The organism is Streptomyces sp. NPDC060366, assembly GCF_042725135.1.
Classification (GTDB): Bacteria; Actinomycetota; Actinomycetes; order Streptomycetales; family Streptomycetaceae; genus Streptomyces.
Window position 1 is genome coordinate 55,126 of sequence record NZ_JBHXDC010000023.1, and the last position, 18,645, is coordinate 73,770.

The 18,645-nt window shown below is 70.5% G+C and carries 15 protein-coding genes and 1 pseudogene; 11 read left to right on the plus strand and 5 right to left on the minus strand.

Going from position 1 to position 18,645, the window contains the following annotated elements:
• Positions 1–58 precede the first annotated feature (58 nt).
• Positions 59–2,068: an ATP-binding cassette domain-containing protein gene (locus ACFWHU_RS34105; RefSeq protein WP_387229754.1), complete on the minus strand. Its 2,010-nt coding sequence runs from the start codon at positions 2,066–2,068 to the stop codon at positions 59–61.
• Between the two features lie 587 nt (positions 2,069–2,655).
• Between ACFWHU_RS34105 and ACFWHU_RS34110 the strand changes: the two genes are divergently transcribed.
• Entirely contained in the window at positions 2,656–3,069 is a 414-nt protein-coding gene (locus ACFWHU_RS34110; RefSeq protein ID WP_385795671.1) for a roadblock/LC7 domain-containing protein, read from the plus strand.
• A 96-nt stretch (positions 3,070–3,165) separates the two neighbouring features.
• The gene (locus ACFWHU_RS34115; protein ID WP_387229756.1) at positions 3,166–4,272 is read left to right on the plus strand and encodes a DUF6397 family protein; all 1,107 of its coding nucleotides are present in this window, start codon (positions 3,166–3,168) and stop codon (positions 4,270–4,272) included.
• Between the two features lie 21 nt (positions 4,273–4,293).
• On the opposite strand, the gene ACFWHU_RS34120 is transcribed toward ACFWHU_RS34115, so the two are convergent.
• Positions 4,294–5,280, minus strand: a complete 987-nt coding sequence (locus tag ACFWHU_RS34120) for a fibronectin type III domain-containing protein (protein WP_385795676.1) — start codon at positions 5,278–5,280, stop codon at positions 4,294–4,296.
• A 196-nt stretch (positions 5,281–5,476) separates the two neighbouring features.
• Between ACFWHU_RS34120 and ACFWHU_RS34125 the strand changes: the two genes are divergently transcribed.
• Positions 5,477–6,271: an SDR family NAD(P)-dependent oxidoreductase gene (locus ACFWHU_RS34125; RefSeq protein WP_387229758.1), complete on the plus strand. Its 795-nt coding sequence runs from the start codon at positions 5,477–5,479 to the stop codon at positions 6,269–6,271.
• A 10-nt stretch (positions 6,272–6,281) separates the two neighbouring features.
• Positions 6,282–6,812 carry a GNAT family N-acetyltransferase gene (locus ACFWHU_RS34130; RefSeq protein WP_385795682.1) on the plus strand — a complete coding sequence of 177 codons (531 nt, stop codon included), beginning with the start codon at positions 6,282–6,284 and terminating at the stop codon, positions 6,810–6,812.
• Positions 6,813–6,822: 10 nt separating this feature from the next.
• On the opposite strand, the gene ACFWHU_RS34135 is transcribed toward ACFWHU_RS34130, so the two are convergent.
• The gene (locus tag ACFWHU_RS34135; RefSeq protein ID WP_385795684.1) at positions 6,823–6,951 is read right to left on the minus strand and encodes a hypothetical protein; all 129 of its coding nucleotides are present in this window, start codon (positions 6,949–6,951) and stop codon (positions 6,823–6,825) included.
• Positions 6,952–7,304: 353 nt separating this feature from the next.
• Here ACFWHU_RS34135 and ACFWHU_RS34140 point away from each other — a divergent pair, with 353 nt between their 5' ends.
• The 3 genes from ACFWHU_RS34140 to ACFWHU_RS34150 all read left to right on the plus strand — a co-directional run bounded on the left by ACFWHU_RS34140 (position 7,305) and on the right by ACFWHU_RS34150 (position 9,728).
• Positions 7,305–8,156 (plus strand): glycoside hydrolase family 19 protein, encoded by an 852-nt coding sequence (locus ACFWHU_RS34140; protein WP_385795751.1) that lies wholly within the window; start codon positions 7,305–7,307, stop codon positions 8,154–8,156.
• Between the two features lie 279 nt (positions 8,157–8,435).
• The gene (locus ACFWHU_RS34145) at positions 8,436–8,840 is read left to right on the plus strand and encodes a tyrosinase family oxidase copper chaperone (RefSeq protein WP_387229761.1); all 405 of its coding nucleotides are present in this window, start codon (positions 8,436–8,438) and stop codon (positions 8,838–8,840) included.
• 21 nt (positions 8,841–8,861) lie between these two features.
• Complete coding sequence (locus ACFWHU_RS34150) at positions 8,862–9,728, plus strand: tyrosinase family protein (RefSeq protein ID WP_385795688.1); 867 nt, start codon at positions 8,862–8,864, stop codon at positions 9,726–9,728.
• A gap of 166 nt (positions 9,729–9,894) precedes the next feature.
• Here the strand turns inward: ACFWHU_RS34150 and ACFWHU_RS34155 are convergent, their stop codons facing one another.
• A complete protein-coding gene (locus ACFWHU_RS34155; RefSeq protein WP_385795690.1) occupies positions 9,895–10,167 on the minus strand; it encodes a chaplin in 273 nt (90 codons plus the stop codon).
• Between the two features lie 195 nt (positions 10,168–10,362).
• Here ACFWHU_RS34155 and ACFWHU_RS34160 point away from each other — a divergent pair, with 195 nt between their 5' ends.
• From ACFWHU_RS34160 to ACFWHU_RS34175, 4 genes and pseudogenes are all read left to right on the plus strand, one after another.
• Positions 10,363–11,865, plus strand: coding sequence for an MFS transporter (locus ACFWHU_RS34160; protein ID WP_387229763.1), 1,503 nt, complete (start codon positions 10,363–10,365; stop codon positions 11,863–11,865).
• Positions 11,862–12,545 carry a TetR family transcriptional regulator gene (locus ACFWHU_RS34165; RefSeq protein WP_387229765.1) on the plus strand — a complete coding sequence of 228 codons (684 nt, stop codon included), beginning with the start codon at positions 11,862–11,864 and terminating at the stop codon, positions 12,543–12,545. Before ACFWHU_RS34160 ends, ACFWHU_RS34165 begins: the two co-directional genes overlap by 4 nt.
• 121 nt (positions 12,546–12,666) lie before the next feature.
• A pseudogene (locus tag ACFWHU_RS34170) lies at positions 12,667–14,355 on the plus strand (SpoIIE family protein phosphatase); the annotation flags it as partial.
• A gap of 274 nt (positions 14,356–14,629) precedes the next feature.
• Positions 14,630–18,094 (plus strand): phosphodiester glycosidase family protein, encoded by a 3,465-nt coding sequence (locus ACFWHU_RS34175; protein WP_387229766.1) that lies wholly within the window; start codon positions 14,630–14,632, stop codon positions 18,092–18,094.
• Positions 18,095–18,167: 73 nt separating this feature from the next.
• Here the strand turns inward: ACFWHU_RS34175 and paaI are convergent, their stop codons facing one another.
• A complete protein-coding gene (gene paaI / locus ACFWHU_RS34180; RefSeq protein ID WP_387229768.1) occupies positions 18,168–18,590 on the minus strand; it encodes a hydroxyphenylacetyl-CoA thioesterase PaaI in 423 nt (140 codons plus the stop codon).
• Between the last annotated feature and the right edge of the window lie 55 nt (positions 18,591–18,645).

Genomic DNA, 18,645 nt, shown 5'->3' on the forward strand with positions numbered 1-18,645 from the left:
CCGGACAGGCTTGGAGCCCGTCCGGCACCCTGAGGCGGACCGGCCGGTCAGGGCGGTGTCACACGGACTCTTCGGCGGTTGTGTCGACGGGTCGGCCGCCGCGCCCGGCGACATCCGCCTGTCGCGGCACACCACCGGTCCCTGCGCCCGCCCCGTGGCCGTACTGCTCCGCCTGCATGTGGAACATCGAGGCGTATCTGCCCTCGGCCGCCAACAGGCTCTCGTGGTCACCCTGTTCGACCAGCCTGCCCTCGTGCAGCACGTAGATGAGGTCCGCGTGCCGCACACCGGACATGCGGTGCGTGACCAGTACGACCGCTCTGCCCTCGCCGGCCAGCCCCCGGATCCGGTCGAAGGCCTCGATCTCCGACTCCGGATCCAGGGCGGACGTGGGCTCGTCCACCACGATCACCTGCGCGTCCCGGTAGTGGGCGCGGGCCAGGCCGAACTTCTGCCACTGTCCGCCGGACAGCTCGGACGCCCCGCGGAACACGCGGGCCAGCAGCGTGTGGAACCCCTTCGGCAGACTCTCGGCGATCCGGTCCGCGCCCGAGTACCCGGCCGCCGCGTCCAGATCGCCCCCGGCGGCATCGGGCCGGCCGATCTCGATGTTCGTCCGGGCGGTCACCGGCCAGCGCTCGAAATCCTGGGTGAGCAGCGACACCCGGTCGAAGATCTGGTCGCGGTCCGCCTCCGCGATGTCGACGCCGTCCCAGGCCAACCGCCCGCCGTCGGGCAGATGGAGCCCGGCGAGCAGCTTCACGAGCGTGCTCTTGCCGGAGCCGTTCTCACCGACCAGGGCGACCACCGAGCCCATCGGAATCGTCAGGGACAACCCGGTGAGCGCGGGCGTCTCCCGGTCCGGATAGCTGAAGGAGACGTCCTCCAGGGTGATCACCTTCGTGGGCTCGGGGATCGGGCGGCCTCCGTACGGAATGGACCTGTCGCCGGCCTCCGCGAGGAACCTCTCCATGTCACGTACGTACAGGGACTCCTCGTGCAGCGAGTTCGTGGTCACCACGAGAGCGGACAGACTCGCCGAGCCCGACCGGACCGCGACCACGGCCGTGCCCGCCACGGCCAGGTCCATCCGCCCGGACATGATGAGAGCGGCCATCGTTCCGTACGTGATGAGCGCGGCCACCCCCGACAGCGCGGCGGCGAGCAGTTCGGTGGCCGCCTTGTCCTTGGCCAGCCGCGTCGCCTCGGTCTCCGCGCTCTCGGCCATGTTGCGGTAGTGCCGGAGGAGGAAGCGGCCCACGCCGTGCACGCGCACCTCGTGCGCGGCGGAGCGGGAGGTGAGCAGCCCGGCGATCAGGCGGCTGGCGCGCAGATGCTCCACCCAGGACATCACCGACAGATACCGCCGCTGGGACACGCGCATCGCGCCCCAGCCGCGCGGCGCCGCGATCAGCAGGAGCATCGGCAGCAACAGTGGGTGCAGCACGGTCAGTACACCGCCGACGGCGAGCAGCGAGATGAGCCCGTTCATGGTGGCGACGCAGGCGCCGATCATGTTGCGTGCAGACGGTGGTCCGTACTGGGCGGTGTCGATCAGCCGACGGAACTCGCCGTCCTCGATCGCCTCCAGCTCCACCCGGACCGCGGCGCGCAAGTACTCCTCGTTCGCGGCCCGTTCCACCTTCGGCTCCAGCCGCCCTGCCGCCGACGTGGACCACGAAGCCAGGAGGGCGCCCACCACCGCGACGACCGCGCCGACCACGAGCGCGGGCAGCGCGTCGGAGACCCGGTCGGCGGCGCTCCCGCCGCTGAGGAGCGAGCCGAGTACGGAGTTGACCACCAGCAGGCTCAGCGCGGCTGTCAGTCCCTGGCCGGCCTCGGCGATGCCGACGGTCACCAGCGCCGGCCGGTCCGTCCGCCAGGCGAGGCGCAGGGTGCCCGTGACCATTCTGGGCATGGCGCGCACCGAGGAGAGCAGCCCGAGTTCGAGCGGTGCCCACTCGTGGTCGGACCAGCCGGTGTCGTAGCGCAGCGGGCCGCCGAACAACTCGCGTTCGCTGTCCGACACCACGTTCTCGGCGGGCCTGGGACGCTTCAGTAACCTCATGCGGCGCCACCCCCGGCGTCAACCTGACGCATCGGGGGCCCGATCGGGGACCTGTCGGTGATCGGCGGTCTCTCGAACGCGCGGTGAACGTCCAAGGGCGGGGTGATGGGCTTCATGGTTCCTCCCGGAGGCGACGTCGATGTGCACGGTGTTTGATGAACGCCGCTGATCAAGTGGCCGTAACGGGGAGCATCGCGCGAATTCCCGGCGGAAAGTTCGAGTTGACGGCAGACATGGGCAGACGTCCCGGTAAGTGACCGTAATCCTGTGTTCGTTTCACTCCGGAGTGACGGGTGACCCGATCGAGGGATTGCGTTGCGGTGGTGAATTGACGGAAGTGGTGTCCCGGCGCCGGAGGCTGCGCAAGGGGCGCGGTCTGCCGCCGACGGGAGGGCGAGGCGTTGCGAAGGCATACGGCCAGGCCGAATATTGATCGTTTCAGTTACGGGAACGGCCGGTTCCGTGTGACCTTGCCGGGTCGCTGGATCGCTTGCCCGTGAGCAGGTCGGTGCGCGAGGCTTGCGAGTGACGGGGGAGATACGGGGCACAGGGCGCGGTACCTGTCTGAACGGGGAGAGTGGTCACCAATGGCGCTGGAAGACGGACTTGACTGGCTTCTGGAGGATCTGACCGGTCGGGTCGAGCCCATACGGCACGCGCTCGTGCTGTCCAACGACGGGCTGGTGACCGGTGCGAGTTCCGGTCTGGCGCGCGAGGACGCCGAGCATCTGGCGGCGGTCTCGTCGGGTCTGCACAGTCTCGCCCGGGGATCCGGTCGGCACTTCAACGCCGGCAAGGCGCGCCAGACCATGATCGAGTTCGACGACGCGCTGCTGTTCGTCACCGCGGCGGGGGACGGCAGTTGTCTGTGCGTGCTGAGCGAGGCGGAAGCCGATGTGGGTCAGATCGCCTACGAGATGACGCTGATGGTCAACCGGGTCGGCGAGCATCTCGGCATCGCGGTGCGGCAGTCGGGCCACACGGCGGTCACCGACGCCTGAGGGCCTCCGAGAGTTATCCACAGGGTGAGCGAGGAATTTGACGCTGGGCTACGGTCGTCACCGAGAGTAGTATTCGACTCACGGGGGAGGACGTAGATGTCCGTCAAGGAAGTCTCGGAGACACTCGCGGCCGGCCGAGCGGCCCAGGAACTGCGCCTGAAGCGGGGCGAGTTCGAGCTGGCGACGCAGATGGGGCATGTGCGTACCGTCGGTGGGGCCCTGAGTGGCCGCCGCCGGGTCGCGCGAGGCGAGGTCGAGCGGCTGCGGAGGGCGGCGGGTTTTCCCGACGCGCTGCGCGAGCGGGTGCGGACGGTGGGCACGGCCGAGGGGGCGGAGCTGATGGACATCAGTCCCGGCCGCTTCACCCGGCTCGCGCGTGCGGGGTATCTGGTGCCGGTGCGCTTCTATCTGAATCGCTACCGAGCGGTCGTCTGGCTCTATCTCGCCGAGGAGCTACGGGCGTTCGCGAGCAGTGAACCGGGCCTGCTGGCGGGCCGGTTGCCGCGATCCGGAACGTGTACGGAGCCACGGACGCGGACGCGGACCGCCCGCGCCGACTCCGGCTCCCGCTCCGGCACAGCCACGGATGCGGACACGGACGCGGCGCTCGACGCCGAGGCGGCAGAGGTGGTCGAGGCGAGGGCGTCGGGGGAGGAGGACTGCCGTCCGCGCAACTGGCGTGGTCGCCGTATCGGTCTCCTGCTGCACGAGAGCGACGACCGGTGGGAGCGCGCCGCGATCGTCGGTTCCGTGCTGGATCCGGTCCAACTGGCCGAGCTCGTACCGGATCCGTACGAGCGCGCGTGTCTGAACCGATTGCGGCCGGACCTCGCGCCGGGCCGTCCGGCGTCGGAGGCGGGGCGCGAGGTCATGGGGCGGCAGCTGATCGCAGACGATCCGGACGAGATCAGCTGGCACCGCTCCAGCCTGACCGCGCTGCTGGCCGACGCCCGACGGGACCGACAGGCGCCGCGCCCGAGCGGAACGGCTCCCGCGCCGACGCGCACACCGGAAGTGGTGTCCGCGGCGGAGTCGGCGCCGACACCCGAGTTGGTGCGGGTGACCGGTTCGGCCGTGACGTCCGAACCGGTCCCGTACGGCGTCGGACGCGGGCGTCCGTTGCTGACCCGGCTGAGGATCAGGAGAGTGCGAGTGCGGGACCGGGAGGTCGCCCTGTCCCGAGGCGGCGGCTCCTACCGATGAGTCTTGACCGGCCTGGCCCGGTCAGGACTTGGCTTCACCGGTGACCATGGTGATTTCGGGGGAGAAGCTGCCCCACTCCCCGTCCGGCAGCTTCGCGCGGATCTTCACCTTGTAGCTGACGCCGGGCTTCTTGCCCGCGAAGACGCTCTCGGTGGTCTTGCCCACGGGCGCCTTGTTGCCCCAGACCAGCGTGGTGGTCAGCTTCCCGTTGAGATGGATCTCGTACGAGGGCACCTCGCCGTCGACCTTCGGAGGCAGCCAGGACAGATCGAGGTAGTAGGCACCATCCTCGGCGCTCTTGTGCCGTGCGACCTCGAAGCTGAGGGGCGCCGTGTCGGGGTCGTCGCCGGGCCCCTTCGGGGTGCTGATCTTCACGGGGGCGCTCGCCGGTGAGGTGTTGTCGGCGGCGTCACGGGCCTGGAGGGTGAACGAGTAGTCGGTGCCGGGGCGCAGCCCCGTGACCTTGGTCGTGGTCGCGTCGCCGCCCACACTGTGGATCTTCGAGCCGCCCTGGAGGATGTCGTACGACGTGATGCCCTGGCCCTTGCCCGGTGCGCTCCAGGTCAGTTCGGCGGCGTGCGAACCGTCGTGCTTGCCGCGCAGTTTCGTGGGCTTCGCCGGAGCTTCCTTGTCCTCGGCGACCACCGCGGGCGTGGTGACCGGCTTCTTCTCGCTGTGCGGCGAGAGGTTTCCGGCCGCGTCCTTGGCACGCACCGAGAATGAGTAGGCGGTGGACGGCTTCAGATCGGTGACGTCGATCATCAGCTTCTCGGGGGGAACGTCCTTGACCTTGGTGTCGCCTCGGTAGACCACATAGCCGCTGACCGCGACATTGTCCTTGGCCGCTTCCCACATGACGTGCGCGGACAGGGCGCTGCCGGCCTCAACGCTGAGGCCGGTCGGTGCGGATGGCGGCTGTGAGTCCTTGTCGTCACCGCCGCCGCCGCAGGCGACGAGAGTGAGAGCGGTAGCGGTAACGAGCGCGACCTGGGTGGGGGTCCGTCGCACGATCGTCTCCTCCGTCCAAGGCGAGGGGCAATGGTCTAGACATATATGACACAGTGTCGGGTTCACTTCAAGAGCTGGTGCCAGTTGGAATGCGAAATCAGGGGAAGCCGACACTCCGCCCGGCCCGCGGACCGGGCCGTACACGGACCCCCACGCACAATGACCCTGATGCACCGGCAGATGGAAGGAACTGAACGTGCAGATCGATCTCGCAGGCAAGACCGCCCTGGTCACCGGCTCCACACAGGGCATCGGGGCGGCCATCGCGACCGGACTCGCCCGCGCGGGAGCCCGTGTCGCGGTGAACGGGCGCTCGGAGGAATCCGTGGCCGCGGCCCTCGACAGCCGGCGCGCCGAGTGTCCGGACGCCGAGTTCCTGGCCGCGCCGGGGGACGTCTCCACCGAGAGCGGCACCGAGCGGGTTCTCGAAGCCGTGCCACGGGTGGACATCCTCATCAACAACCTGGGCATCTTCGGGTCCCGGCCCGCGCTGGAGATCAGCGACGACGAGTGGCGGCGCTACTTCGAGGTCAATGTCCTCGCCGCGGTCCGGCTCACGCGCGCCTGTCTCGGCGGGATGACCGAGCGTGGCTGGGGCCGGGTCCAGTACATCGCCAGCGACTCCGCGATCGTCGTCCCCGCCGAGATGATCCACTACGGCGTCTCCAAGACCGCGCTGCTGGGGGTCTCGCGCGGCTTCGCGAAGGCGGCGGCGGGCAGCGGCGTCACCGTGAACTCCGTGCTCGCGGGACCCACGCACACCGGTGGCGTCGAGGACTTCGTCTACGAACTCGTCGACAAGTCCCTTCCCTGGGAGGAGGCCCAGCGCGAGTTCATGCGCCAGCACCGGCCGCAGTCGCTCCTCCAGCGGCTCATCGAACCCGAGGAGATCGCGAACATGGTCGTCTACCTCAGCTCGCCGCTCGCGTCCGCGACCACCGGGGCCGCGGTGCGCGTCGACGGTGGATACATCGACTCGATCGTTCCATGATTTCTCATTGATGACAGGATGGGTCGCTGTGCAGACCAACACGCTTGTCGTCCGTCGCGCGGCGCCTGCCGACGCGTCCGGCATCTCCGGAGTTTGGCTGAGATCGTTCGCGGCCGCCCTCCCGAATGTCACACGCCCCCACAGCGAACAGCAGGTACACGCCTGGATCCGTGACATCGTCCTGCCCACCCAGGAGACCTGGGTGGCGACCGTCGAGGAGACGGTGGTCGGCATGATGGTGATCGAGGGCGGGGACATCGACCAGCTGTACCTCGATCCGGACCATCGGGGCTGCGGTATCGGTGATCGCCTGCTCGACCTGGCGAAGCGGCGCCGGCCCGGCGGACTGTCGCTGTGGACGTTCCAGGTGAACGGGCCCGCACGGCGCTTCTACGAGCGCCACGGCTTCGTCCCGGTGGAGAAGACCGACGGCCGGAGCAACGAGGAGAACGAACCGGACGTGCGCTACAGCTGGCACCCCGAGCCCGGCGAAGGTGGCATCCCCGCGCCCGCCAAGGAGCCGGATCCGGCGGCCCACTGACGCGGGCGTACTACGGCCGCGCCCGCATGCCGAACATGAACCGGGTGACGCGTGTGCGGCGTACCGGAGCGTCGTACGCGACCACGGTGAGCGCGAGTGAAGTCACCGGGATCACGGCGTACTTGACCAGGACGGTCATGTCCAGGCCGACTACGCCGTAGGCGGGCCAGGGGCGAGATCGCGTCAGATCCGCCGTGCGACGGGGTCGACACCACCGACAACCGCCGTGAGTTCTGTGAGGTGGGACGGCTCGGCCGCGAACCGCGCGGCCGACAAGTCCTGCTCATCCCCACCGCCGGGGACGGGGGGTGACGGCCGGTCGGTCGAGCGACCGGCCGAAACTCGAGGGTTGGTCTAGACCTTGACAGGTAGTGTGAGTTCCGGTTTGGTTCCCTCACCCCCATGGCGGCCGTCGCTCAACGACGGCCGCGCGAAGGAGTGAGTCGCTTGCGACAGCGGATTCTTGCACTGTTCACCGCGCTGGTCTCGGCCATGGCTCTCGCGGTATTCCTGCCCGCCTCGACCTCGGCGGCGGCCACGTCGGCCGCCGCGTGTACCACCGGATGGAACGCGTCCACCGTCTACTGGGGTGGCGACACCGCCTCGTACAACGGCCGCAATTGGACGGCGAAGTGGTGGACCCAGAACGAGAGACCCGGCACGGTCGACGTCTGGGCCGACAACGGCGCCTGTGGTGGCGGCCCGACCGACCCGCCGCCCACCGGTGGCTTCGTGGTCAGCGAGGCGCAGTTCAACCAGATGTTCCCGAGCCGCAACGGTTTCTACACCTACAACGGTCTCAAAGCCGCGCTGAGCGCCTACCCGGCCTTCGCGACCACCGGCAGCGACACCATCAAGCGCCAGGAGGCCGCGGCCTTCCTCGCCAACGTCAGCCACGAGACCGGCGGTCTGGTCCACATCGTGGAGCAGAACACGGCCAACTACCCGCACTACTGCGACAGTTCGCAGTGGTACGGCTGCCCGGCCGGCCAGGCCGCGTACTACGGCCGCGGTCCCATCCAGCTCAGCTGGAACTTCAACTACAAGGCCGCGGGCGACGCCCTCGGCATCGACCTGCTGGGCAACCCCTGGCTCGTCCAGAACGACGCGGCCGTCGCCTGGAAGACCGGTCTCTGGTACTGGAACACCCAGAACGGTCCCGGCACCATGACCCCGCACAACGCGATGGTCAACAGCCGCGGATTCGGCGAGACCATCCGCAGCATCAACGGCAGCCTTGAGTGCAACGGAGGCAACCCCGGACAGGTCCAGAGCCGGATCGCCAAGTACCAGAGCTTCGTCCAGATCCTCGGCACCACCCCCGGCGGCAACCTCAGCTGCTGAGTCCGGGGCGTCACTACGACAATCGGACGTAGTTCAGAGAACTGTTCTGCGACCTCCTCGTTGACCGGTTCGGGGCAGAGACCCGTCTGCCCCGAACCGGATCAGTGTCCGTGCCCCGCCGCCCGCGAGCGGTGGGGCACGGCGGACGAGTGGAGGTTCGCCATGCCAGGCGGTACCCAGTTGCAGGCGCGGCCCGTCGAGGCCCGTCCTGCGGAACCTGTGGCCCTCGCGCCACCCCGGCCGCTTCGGCGCCATGAGCCGCCCGTATCGCGCGCGCCCATGCCGTCGCCCCCACCCCCGCCCAGCCGCTCCCGGCGTCTCTTTCTGCGTGCGGCGTTCGCCGTCGGAGTGATCGGCGGTACGGCGACCGCCCTGCTGCCCGTCCTCCGGGCGGACCCCCGCACAGCCGGCGCCCCGCCCGTCGAGGCCGCGGGCCCGCCGGCGGAACCGGCCGAGCCGATCGAGCTGTTCGACGAGATGTACGGCGGCCGGCACATCCAGGGGACGGACGCGGGCGTCTGTATCGACGGCCGACCGCTGCACGTCATGCGGCGCGCCGACGGCGGCTATCTCAGCGTGGTCAACCACTACGAGTCGTTCCCGACCGCCCTCGCGACCGCCCGCGCGGCGGTCGACGACCTCGGCGGTGCCCAGCTCTCGCTCGCCGGACCGGCATCCCACTGACCGCAGGGAGGACCCTCCACGGTGCACATCAGAAAGAATCAGCGGAACCTCACCGGCGCGGAGAAGAAGCGCTTCGTCGCCACTGTCCTTGAGCTCAAACGCCAGGGCGGCTACGACGAGTTCGTACGCCAGCATGTCCAGTACTACCGGGCCGACGGTGACGACGGGCTGCGCGCCGCGCACATGGCACCGTCGTTCCTGCCGTGGCACCGCAAGTACCTGCTGGAGTTCGAGCGGGCGCTTCAGCGCATCGACCCCAAGGTGACCGTGCCGTACTGGGACTGGACGACGGACAACACACCCGCCGCGTCCCTGTGGTCCGAGGACTTCCTCGGCGGCGACGGCCGTTCCTCCGACGGGCAGGTCACGACCGGGGCGTTCGCCTACGGGGCGGGTAACTGGACCATCAACGACGGTGTGTTGGAGCGGAAGTTCCTCGTCCGTGCCTTCGGCCGTCCCACCTCCCCGATCGCGCTGCCCACCAAGGACGAACTGGCCTGGGCGATGGACGAGTCGGTCTACGACGCCGCGCCCTGGGACTCGACGGCCCCGCGCGGCTTCCGTAATCGCCTCGAAGGCTGGACGGCGGGCAGCGACAAGACGCGATGGCGCAATCACAACCGCGTCCATCGATGGGTGGGCGGCCAGATGCTGGGCGCGACAGCGCCGCACGACCCGGTCTTCTGGCTCCACCACGCCTTCGTCGACCTCCTCTGGGACCGCTGGCAGAAGAAGCACCCGAAGTCGACCTATCTTCCGCAGCGGAAGCTGGGCGGGAACGATCCGCAGCGAGGGCAGGCGATCAGCGCGGACGAGCCGATGCCGCCGTGGCGGACGAAGCCGTCGGAGATGCTCAGCCACCGGAGTCTGTACCGGTACGACGCCTGATCGGGCTCGCGCGAGTGCGCCTCCCCGGCGCCTCGCGCACACCCGGTCCGCACGCACGCCCCGACCCGGACGCACAGCGGCCTCCCGCATCGGATGCGGGAGGCCGCTGCCTCATGCCTCATGCCTCAATCGCGGACGGGGACCCATGTCCCCGGGCGGTGGAGGCTCAGCGGCCGTAGCCACCGCCGTGCTGCTTGCCGTCGGCGTTGACGCACTGGTTGCCGAACGCCGGGTTCAGCAGACCGACCACGTCGATGGTGTTGCCGCAGAGGTTCACCGGGACGTGCACCGGCACCTGGACCACGTTGCCGGAAAGGACTCCGGGCGAACCGACGGCCGCGGCCTCGGCGCCGGCGTCGGCAGCGGCCATACCGGCACCGCCGGCCAGCACGGCGCCCGTGCCGGCGAGAACAGCAGCTGCCTTCGCAATACGCGACATCAAGTTTCTCCTTGAACGTTTCGAACACAGCCGCACGATGTGCGGCCTTCACGCACGTTCAACGCGCAAACTCACCCTCGGTAACGAAATTGAGCCAATCGGTGAGGAACTGTCATGTGACAAAGGGGTGCACGCGTGTTTACCCTCGGGGTGAACGCTTGTGCACCCCCGCCATCACAGACGACCGGAGAGCAGATGTCCGCAGCACCCATACCGGAGCCCGCGTCGGCACCGGCACCGGGACTCGAACCCGTGGAAGGCCGGCGCCGCCGACTCCTCGTCACGGTCCTCGCCTTCTGCGGCGTCGTGGTCGCCGTGATGCAGACGCTGGTCGTACCGCTGCTGCCGCACGTCCCCGCCCTGACCGGCAGCACCCCCGCGGCCGCGAGCTGGCTCGTCACGATCACGCTCCTGACGGGCGCGGTCTTCACCCCCGTACTCGGCCGCGTCGGCGACATGTACGGCAAGCGCAAGGTCCTCATCGCCTCGCTGGGCGTACTCGTCGCCGGTTCGGTCATGTGCGCCGTCAGCTCCCACATCGGTGTGCTGATCGCAGGCCGGGCACTCCAAGGCGCCGCGCTCGCCGTCGTACCGCTCGGCATCAGCATCATGCGCGACGAACTGCCGCCCGCACGGCTGCTGTCCTCCGTCGCCCTCATGAGCTCGACCCTTGGGATCGGCGCCGCCGTCGGCCTGCCGGTCGCCGCCCTGGTCGTCCAGAACTTCGACTGGCACACCATGTTCTGGGCCTCCGCCGTGCTGGGACTGGTCGACATCGTGCTCGTCCTGTGCTGCGTCCCGGAGTCACCCCTGCGCTCCCGAGGCCGGTTCGACGTCATCGGCACCCTCGGCCTGTCCGCCACGCTCGTCAGCCTGCTCATCGCCGTCACCCAGGGCGCGGACTGGGGCTGGACCTCCGTGCGCACGGTCGGCCTGCTCGTCGCCGCGCTCGCCGTCGGTCTGCTCTGGGGCGCTTACGAGCTGCGCACCACATCCCCCATGGTCGACCTGCGGGTCTCCGCGCGCCCCGCCGTGCTGCTCACGAATATCGCCGCCCTCCTCATCGGCTTCGCCTTCTACGCGAACTCCCTGGTCACAGCGCAGATGGTGCAGGAGCCCACAAGTACCGGTTACGGGATCGGGGCCTCCATCGTCGTGGGCGGACTGTGTCTGCTGCCCGGCGGTCTCGCGATGGTGGCGCTGTCGCCGGTGTCGGCACGGATCTCCGCCAAGTACGGCCCCAAGACGGCCCTGGCGCTCGCCGCCGGCGTGATGGCCGTCGGGTACGTGGTGCGTTTCTTCACCAGTCACAGCCTGTGGCCGATCATCGGCGGCGCGACCGTCGTCGCGGCGGGCACCGCGATCGCCTATTCGGCCCTGCCCGCGCTCGTCATGCGCGCGGTACCGGCGGGCGAGACCGGCGCGGCCAACGGCCTCAACACCCTGATGCGGTCCGTGGGGCAGGCCTTCTGCAGCGCGGTGGTCGCCGCCGTGCTGGCCAACATCACCTTCCAGGCCGGCGGCCGCACCGCGCCCACCCTCCACGCCTATCTGCTGGTCTTCCTCATCGCGGCCGGCGCGGCCCTGCTCGCCCTGGCGGTCACACTGTGCCTGCCGGGCCGCGCGGCGGCGGCCGAGGCGGGTACCGTCGGCAAGGAGCAGACAGCAAGCCGTACGTTCGCCGAGGAGGGCGCGTGACGACCGGACATGCGGCGGACGAGACGACGGACGCGGTGGCGGACAAAGGCGCCGATCCAAGGTCGGACACGGGCGCCGACCCCGGGAAAGACACCGGCGCCGACCCCGGCACCGGCCGTCTCGCGATTCTGCGGGCCGCGCGCCGCGCGTTCACCCAGCGCCCGTACGCCGAGGTGACCATGCGCGGCATCGCCGCCGACGCCGGCGTCAGCGCCTCGCTCATCGTCAAACGCTTCGGCACGAAGGAACGGCTGTTCAACACCGTCGCCGACTTCGGCCCCGCCGCCGACAAACTCTTCGCCGCACCGCCCGCCGTCCTCGGCAGGCACCTGGTGCTGACCATGGTCCGGCTGCGGCGCGAGAACCACTCCGACCCCCTGCTGCGCGTGGTCTTCTCCCTCGGCAACATGGACGAGCGGACCCTGCTGCGCGAGCGCTTCCGCGAGCAGGTCACCGCCCGGCTGGCCGGTCTCATCGGCGGGGAGCGGAGCGAGCTGAGGGCGGAGCTGATCACCGGCCAGCTCCTCGGGCTGGGCGCGACCCTCAGCCTCCACCGCCCCGGTGCGGGTGAGGAGGCCACTCCCGAGCTGCTCGCGGACCTGTACGCCCCCGCGCTCCAGCGGTTGATCACCGGGCAGCCCGAACACCCCGACCAGGAGCCCGGACGGGCCGGCCGCTGAGCGTCGGCGCGAACCCGGCCGCCCGTCCGCTTGCGGTCCGCGCCGGTACCGCGCACACAATTGACACCAGAAGGCACAGAACGAACCGACCGGCCGTGCCCGCGACTGGGAAGAGGGGCCCGTGAGTGTCGAACCGCCATCCGGCCTTCCACTCCCCGGAGGGTCCGAGCCGGACTGGCCCGCCGGCCCCGACCTCACCCTCGCGTACAACCGCATGGGCAGCTTCGACATCGATCTCGTCCGCGAGTACATGCATCTCGACCCCGGTGCGCTGGAGGTGTTCGATCTCCGCCCCGACGAATACGACGGCAGCATGGAGGTCGCCAACCGGGTGCCGCCCGAGGAACTGGAGCGCCTGGACACGCTGATCCGGCGGACGCTGGACAAGGGCAGCAGCGTCTACGGCGCGTACTTCTGGATCCGCTGCCGCGACGGATCACGCCGCTGGCTCCACACCCAGGGCCATGTCCTGCGCGACTCGAAGGGCAACCTCCGCCGGGCCATCGGCATCGTGCGCGACGCCACCCGGGAACTGGACGACGCCGCCAAGCGCACGGAGCTGGTCGAGACCCGCCGCCGGCTCACCGGCATGGTCCGCCGGGTCACCGCCCTGCTGGCCCGTGCGACCACCGTGCAGGACGTCACCGACGCGCTCAAGGACGCCGAGGCGCTGAGCAACCTCGGCGCGGTGAGCGTGATGCTCGGCGTCGTCGAGAACGGGCACGTGCATACGGTCACCGAGGGGCGGCTGGGTCTGTACGTCCCTGAACTCCAGTACACACGCATCGACGCGCGGTTCCCGATGAGCGAGGTCGTCCGCACGCTACAGCCCCGATACATCACGTCGCGTGAGGAGTTCCGGCGCTCCTTCCCCCCGCTGTGGCACCACATCCAGCATCTCCCGGTGGCCTCGGGTGCCTATCTGCCGCTGATCGTGCAGGGCAGAACGATCGGCGCGCTCGGAATGCTGTACTCCCGGCACGGCGGTTTCACCGGCGAGGAACGCAACCTGCTGGTCACGCTCAGCAGCAGCATCGCCCAGAGCCTCCAGCGCGCGATGCTCTTCGAGCAGGAGCACGATATCGCCGACAGCCTGCAACGGGCCATGCTGCCGCACCACATCCCCGAGGTCCCCGGCGCCCGCATCGCGGTCCGCTACCGGGCGGCCAGGGCCGGACGTGACATCGGCGGCGACTGGTACGACGTGGTCCCGCTGCCCGGCGGCCGGGTCGGACTGATGATCGGCGACGTCCAGGGGCACGACACGGACGCCGCCGCAGTGATGGGGCAGCTGCGGATCGTGCTGTGGGCGTACGTCTCCGAGGGCCACTCGCCCGCGACGGCCATGGCACGCGCCTCCACCCTCCTCCATGAGCTGGACACGGACCGCTTCGCGACCTGCACATACGTGGAAGCCGATCTGGCGACGGGAGCGCTCCAGATCGTCCGGGCCGGACACCTCGAACCGATGGTGCGCGACGGCGACGGCAGATGCGTGACCATCGACACCGAGGGCGGACTGCCGCTCGGGATCACGAACACTTCCCGCAGGCGCGGCGGCGCCGACTATCCGGTCACCCTGACGACCCTCGCTCCCGGCGAGACGCTGCTGATCTACACCGACGGACTGGTGGAGCGGCCGGGCGCCACCCTCGACGACGGACTCGAACGCCTGGCACGTGCCGTACAGGACGGCCCCGCCGATATTCAGGAACTGGCGGACCGTCTGGGCGAGATGGTGGGGGAGCACGGTGGTGGCGGCGACGACATGGCCCTGCTGCTCATGCGCAGGGACCCCGCGCCGAACGGCATCTGACGGGTGGCAGACGGGCGCCGTGCGCCGCCCGTGGCACGTGAACGCCCGTCGGCGGATCTGAGCGTCCCCCGCGTTCTTCTGACGCTTCATCAGTTGATCCGGTTGGTGTGCGCGGGCACCTCGGCAGGCACCCCACGTCACTTCCACGGTGCCCCCTGTTCTCCCCGACGTGTCCGTGAACCCCTGGCGAACCGGGGCACACACGGCGATGCTGGGCGGCTGACAGCGCTTACTACCCGCGCCAACCCCCCGTACTACAGGAGAACTTGTGGGCCCAGGCATTGCCCGCCGGTCCGTCGTGCTGCTCGCGGCGGTCACCGCACTGACAACGGGAGCCATCACCCCGTCCGTCGCCGACTCCACCCCCGACCCCCGTCCCCGCAACGCCGCCGAGGTGCTGCGCCCCGTCGCGCCACCGCCGGCCGGCAGACCGGCCGGAACCCCCAGATCCGTCGTGGACGGCGACGGCATCGAGACCGCGCGCGGCACCCGCCCCATCGCGCCGGGCGTCAGCCTCACCTCGTACGACCGCCTCGAATCCGACAAATGGCTGCGCGTCGACGCGCTGTCGGTCGACCTCGACGGCGGCGCACGGGCCGACTACCTCTCGTCGGGCAAGGTCGCCGACCGCCGCAGCGTCTCCGAACTCGCCGCCGCGCACGACCCCGGCAAGGGCCGCCGCACCGTCGCCGCCATCAACGCCGACTTCTTCGACATCAACGAGACCGGCGCCCCCCAGGGAGCCGGCATCAAGGACGGCGCACTCACACAGTCGCCCGCCGCCGGTGCCAACCGGGCCGTCGGCATCGGCCCCGAGAACGCCGGGCGCGTCCTGGAGCTGTACTTCGACGGCACCCTGACACTGCCCACCGGACCGCACCCCCTCGCCGCGTACAACGCCGCGAACGTGCCGGCCGGCGGAATCGGCGCCTACACCGCCGCCTGGGGCCAGGCCAACCGCGCGCTCACCGTGGACACCGCGACGCCCACCGCCGAGGTGGCCGTACGGGACGGCAAGGTCGTCACCGTCACCGGCACACCCGGCACAGGTCCGATCGAGCCCGGCACCACCGTGCTGGTCGGCCGGGAGGCCGGCGCCGTACAGCTCAAGGAGCTGCGCCCCGGCGACCCGGTGGCGATGGAGTACAGCCCGCGCACCAACGGCGGACCCCTGCCGCGCACCGCCGTCGGCGGACGCGAACTCCTCGTCGTGGACGGCGTGGCGCAGAACCACGAGGGACAGGGCAACAACACCGCCGCGCCCCGCACCGCCGTCGGATTCACCAAGGACGGCGGCGAGATGCGGGTGATCACCGTCGACGGCCGGCAGGCCGACAGCGGCGGCGTCACCCTCACCGAGCTGGCCGTGATGATGAAGCGGGCCGGCGCCTACAGCGCGCTCAACCTCGACGGCGGAGGCTCCTCGACACTCGTCGCCCGCGAACCCGGCAGCGACGCCCTCCAGGTGGAGAACGCCCCGTCCGACGGCAGCGAGCGCACCGTGCCCAACGGCCTCGCCCTCACCGCGCCCGACGGCAGCGGACGTCTCGACGGCTTCTGGGTCGAGACCCGTACGCCCGCCGGAACCGCGCCCGGCGACGACCCCGTCAGGGGCGGCCACCCCGAACGCGTCTTCCCCGGACTGACGCGAGCCCTCACAGCGGCCGGTTACGACGAGACGTACGGTCCCGCGCAGGGCGAACCGCGCTGGCGGACCGAACGGTCGTCGGTCGGCCGGGTCGGCGACGACGGCCTGTTCACCGCCCGCCGCAGCGGCACCACCGAGGTGCGCGCGGAGCGCGGACGCGCCGACGGATCCATCGAGTTGACGGTCCTCGACGACCTCGCGCGGATCCGCCCGACCACCAGCCGCGTCGGCCTCGCCGACGGCGAGGCCACCGGCACGTTCGGCATCGTCGGTCTCGACGCGCACGGCGCGTCCGCGCCGGTGGAGCCGCGCGACGTGGAACTGGCCTACGACCGCGTCCTCTTCGCCATCGCCGACGACGGCAAGGGTGCCTTCACCGTCACCTCCAGGACCGGCGGCGGCGCCGGACGGATCACGGCCACCGTGAACGGCGTCACCACCGCCCTCGCGGTGAGCGTCGGACTCGAGGAACAGCCGGTCTCGGCCTTCGACGACGCCGCGGCCTGGAAGTTCAGCCACGCCCGCGCCGCCGGTTCGGTCGCGGCGACACCCGAGGGACAGACCGGCACCGGCCTGAAGCTCACCTACGACTTCTCACTCTCGACGGCGACCCGCGCCGCGTACGCGAGCCCGCCGCAGCAGATCACCGTGCCCGGCCAGCCGCAGTCATTCACGATGTGGATCAAGGGAGACGGGAAGGGGGCCTGGCCGACCCTGCACCTCAAGGACGTCGCCGGATCCGACCAGTTGCTCCGGGGGCCGTACGTCACCTGGACCGGCTGGCGGCAGGTGACGTTCGCGGTGCCGCAGGGGGCCGCGATGCCGCTGTCCGTGTTCCGCTTCTATCTCGCGGAGACCGCCGCCGACAAGCAGTACACCGGCGAGATCGTCATCGACGGGCTGACGGCACAGGTGCCGCCCACCGTCGACCTGCCCGAACAGCGGCCCGCCGCCGACCCGTTGATCGACCCGGCCGCCGAGACCGGGGGCCGGGACTGGCAGTTCGCCGTGATGTCCGACGCGCAGTTCGTGGCCCGCGAGCCGGACAGCGCGATCGTGGTCCAGGCCCGCCGCACGCTGCGCGAGATCAAGGCGGCGAAGCCCGACTTCCTCGTCGTCAACGGTGACCTGGTCGACGAGGGTTCGCCCGCGGACCTCGCGTTCGCGCGGCGGGTGCTCACCGAGGAGCTTGGCGACGAGGTGCCCTGGTACTACGTGCCGGGCAACCACGAGGTGATGGGCGGGAAGATCGACAACTTCGTCGGCGAATTCGGCCCCGCGCAGCGGGTGTTCGACCACGGCGGGACACGTTTCGTCACGCTCGACACCTCCAGCCTCTCCCTGCGCGGCGGCGGCTTCGCCCAGATCAAGGCCCTGCGCGCCCAGTTGGACGCGGCGGCCGACGACTCCCGAGTCAGCTCGGTGATGGTCATCGAGCATGTGCCGCCGCGCGACCCGACCGTGCAGAAGGGGAGCCAGCTCGGGGACCGCAAGGAGGCGGCGCTGCTGGAGGACTGGCTCGCCGAGTTCCGCCGTACGACCGGCAAGGGCGCCGGCTTCATCGGCAGCCACGTAGGGGTCTTCGATGCCTCGCGCGTCGACGGTGTCCCGTATCTGATCAACGGCAACTCCGGGAAGAACCCGGCGGCCCCGGCGGACGAGGGCGGGTTCACTGGCTGGTCGCTCGTCGGCGTCGACAAGGTCTCCAGGAGCGAGCAGTCCGAGGCCCGGCGCGAGCCCTGGGAAGGCGGACCCGACTGGGTCTCCGTACAGACGCGTGCGCATACCGACGCGCTGAAGTTGGACGCGCCCGGGACACTGGCGGCCGGACACGAGGCGCCGGTCGCCGCGACCGTCGTCCAGGGGACCAGAGAGGTACCGGTCGGCTTCCCGCTGAGCGCGGACTGGACGGCGTCGCCGAACGTGTACATCGGTGACCCGGACCGGGCGAGCCGCCGCGACGTGGCGGCGTTCGACCCGGTCACCGGGACGCTCACGGCGCTGCGGCGCGGGGCGGCCACCCTCGCCGTGACGGTCAACGGCGTCACGGAGCGCGCGGAGATCCGGATCACGGCCGCCGGATAGGCCGGCCGTACGCGATGACGAGGGCCCGCACCCGGTACCGGGTGCGGGCCCTCGTCGGTCGCTGTCGGGCGGGTCAGTTCCGGTCGTTGCGGAGGGCACGGCTGCGGCCACGGAACTCTGCCAGTACGTCGTCCCCGCGCATGACCGTGACGTCGTAGATGCCGCCACGCCCGAGCCGGGTCCGCTCCCGCGCGGTCGCGGTCAGGACGTCGCCCTCGTGGGCCGGACGTACGAAGTCGATGTCGGCGCCCGCCGCGACGGTCACCGGACCGTGGCTGTTGCAGGCGCACGCGAAGGCGCTGTCGGCGAGGAGGAAGAGATAGCCGCCGTGGACCGTCCCGTGCCCGTTCACCATGTCGGCGCGCACGCTCATCCGCAGGGTGGCCCAGCCGGGACCGGTCCCCACGAGAGCGATGCCGAGGCTCCGCGAGGTCGGGTCGGCGGCGAAGTAGTCCCGACCGGGGTCGCCGCCGGGGGTGTCACCCGCACTGGTCATACGGCCGATCGTAGTGCCGTGCCGGGCCCGGCCCGCGATCGAGGGCGATGGGGGA

What these genes read in the sequence shown, in the direction of transcription:
- ACFWHU_RS34115 (WP_387229756.1), top strand. Translation starts at nt 3,166, where the DNA reads ATGTCCGTCAAGGAAGTCTCGGAGACACTCGCGGCCGGCCGAGCGGCC.
- ACFWHU_RS34140 (WP_385795751.1), top strand. Translation starts at nt 7,305, where the DNA reads ATGGCTCTCGCGGTATTCCTGCCCGCCTCGACCTCGGCGGCGGCCACG.
- ACFWHU_RS34130 (WP_385795682.1), top strand. Translation starts at nt 6,282, where the DNA reads ATGACAGGATGGGTCGCTGTGCAGACCAACACGCTTGTCGTCCGTCGC.
- paaI (WP_387229768.1), bottom strand. Translation starts at nt 18,590, where the DNA reads ATGACCAGTGCGGGTGACACCCCCGGCGGCGACCCCGGTCGGGACTAC.
- ACFWHU_RS34160 (WP_387229763.1), top strand. Translation starts at nt 10,363, where the DNA reads ATGTCCGCAGCACCCATACCGGAGCCCGCGTCGGCACCGGCACCGGGA.
- ACFWHU_RS34155 (WP_385795690.1), bottom strand. Translation starts at nt 10,167, where the DNA reads ATGTCGCGTATTGCGAAGGCAGCTGCTGTTCTCGCCGGCACGGGCGCC.
- ACFWHU_RS34145 (WP_387229761.1), top strand. Translation starts at nt 8,436, where the DNA reads ATGCCGTCGCCCCCACCCCCGCCCAGCCGCTCCCGGCGTCTCTTTCTG.
- ACFWHU_RS34135 (WP_385795684.1), bottom strand. Translation starts at nt 6,951, where the DNA reads ATGACCGTCCTGGTCAAGTACGCCGTGATCCCGGTGACTTCACTCGCG.
- ACFWHU_RS34105 (WP_387229754.1), bottom strand. Translation starts at nt 2,068, where the DNA reads ATGAGGTTACTGAAGCGTCCCAGGCCCGCCGAGAACGTGGTGTCGGAC.
- ACFWHU_RS34110 (WP_385795671.1), top strand. Translation starts at nt 2,656, where the DNA reads ATGGCGCTGGAAGACGGACTTGACTGGCTTCTGGAGGATCTGACCGGT.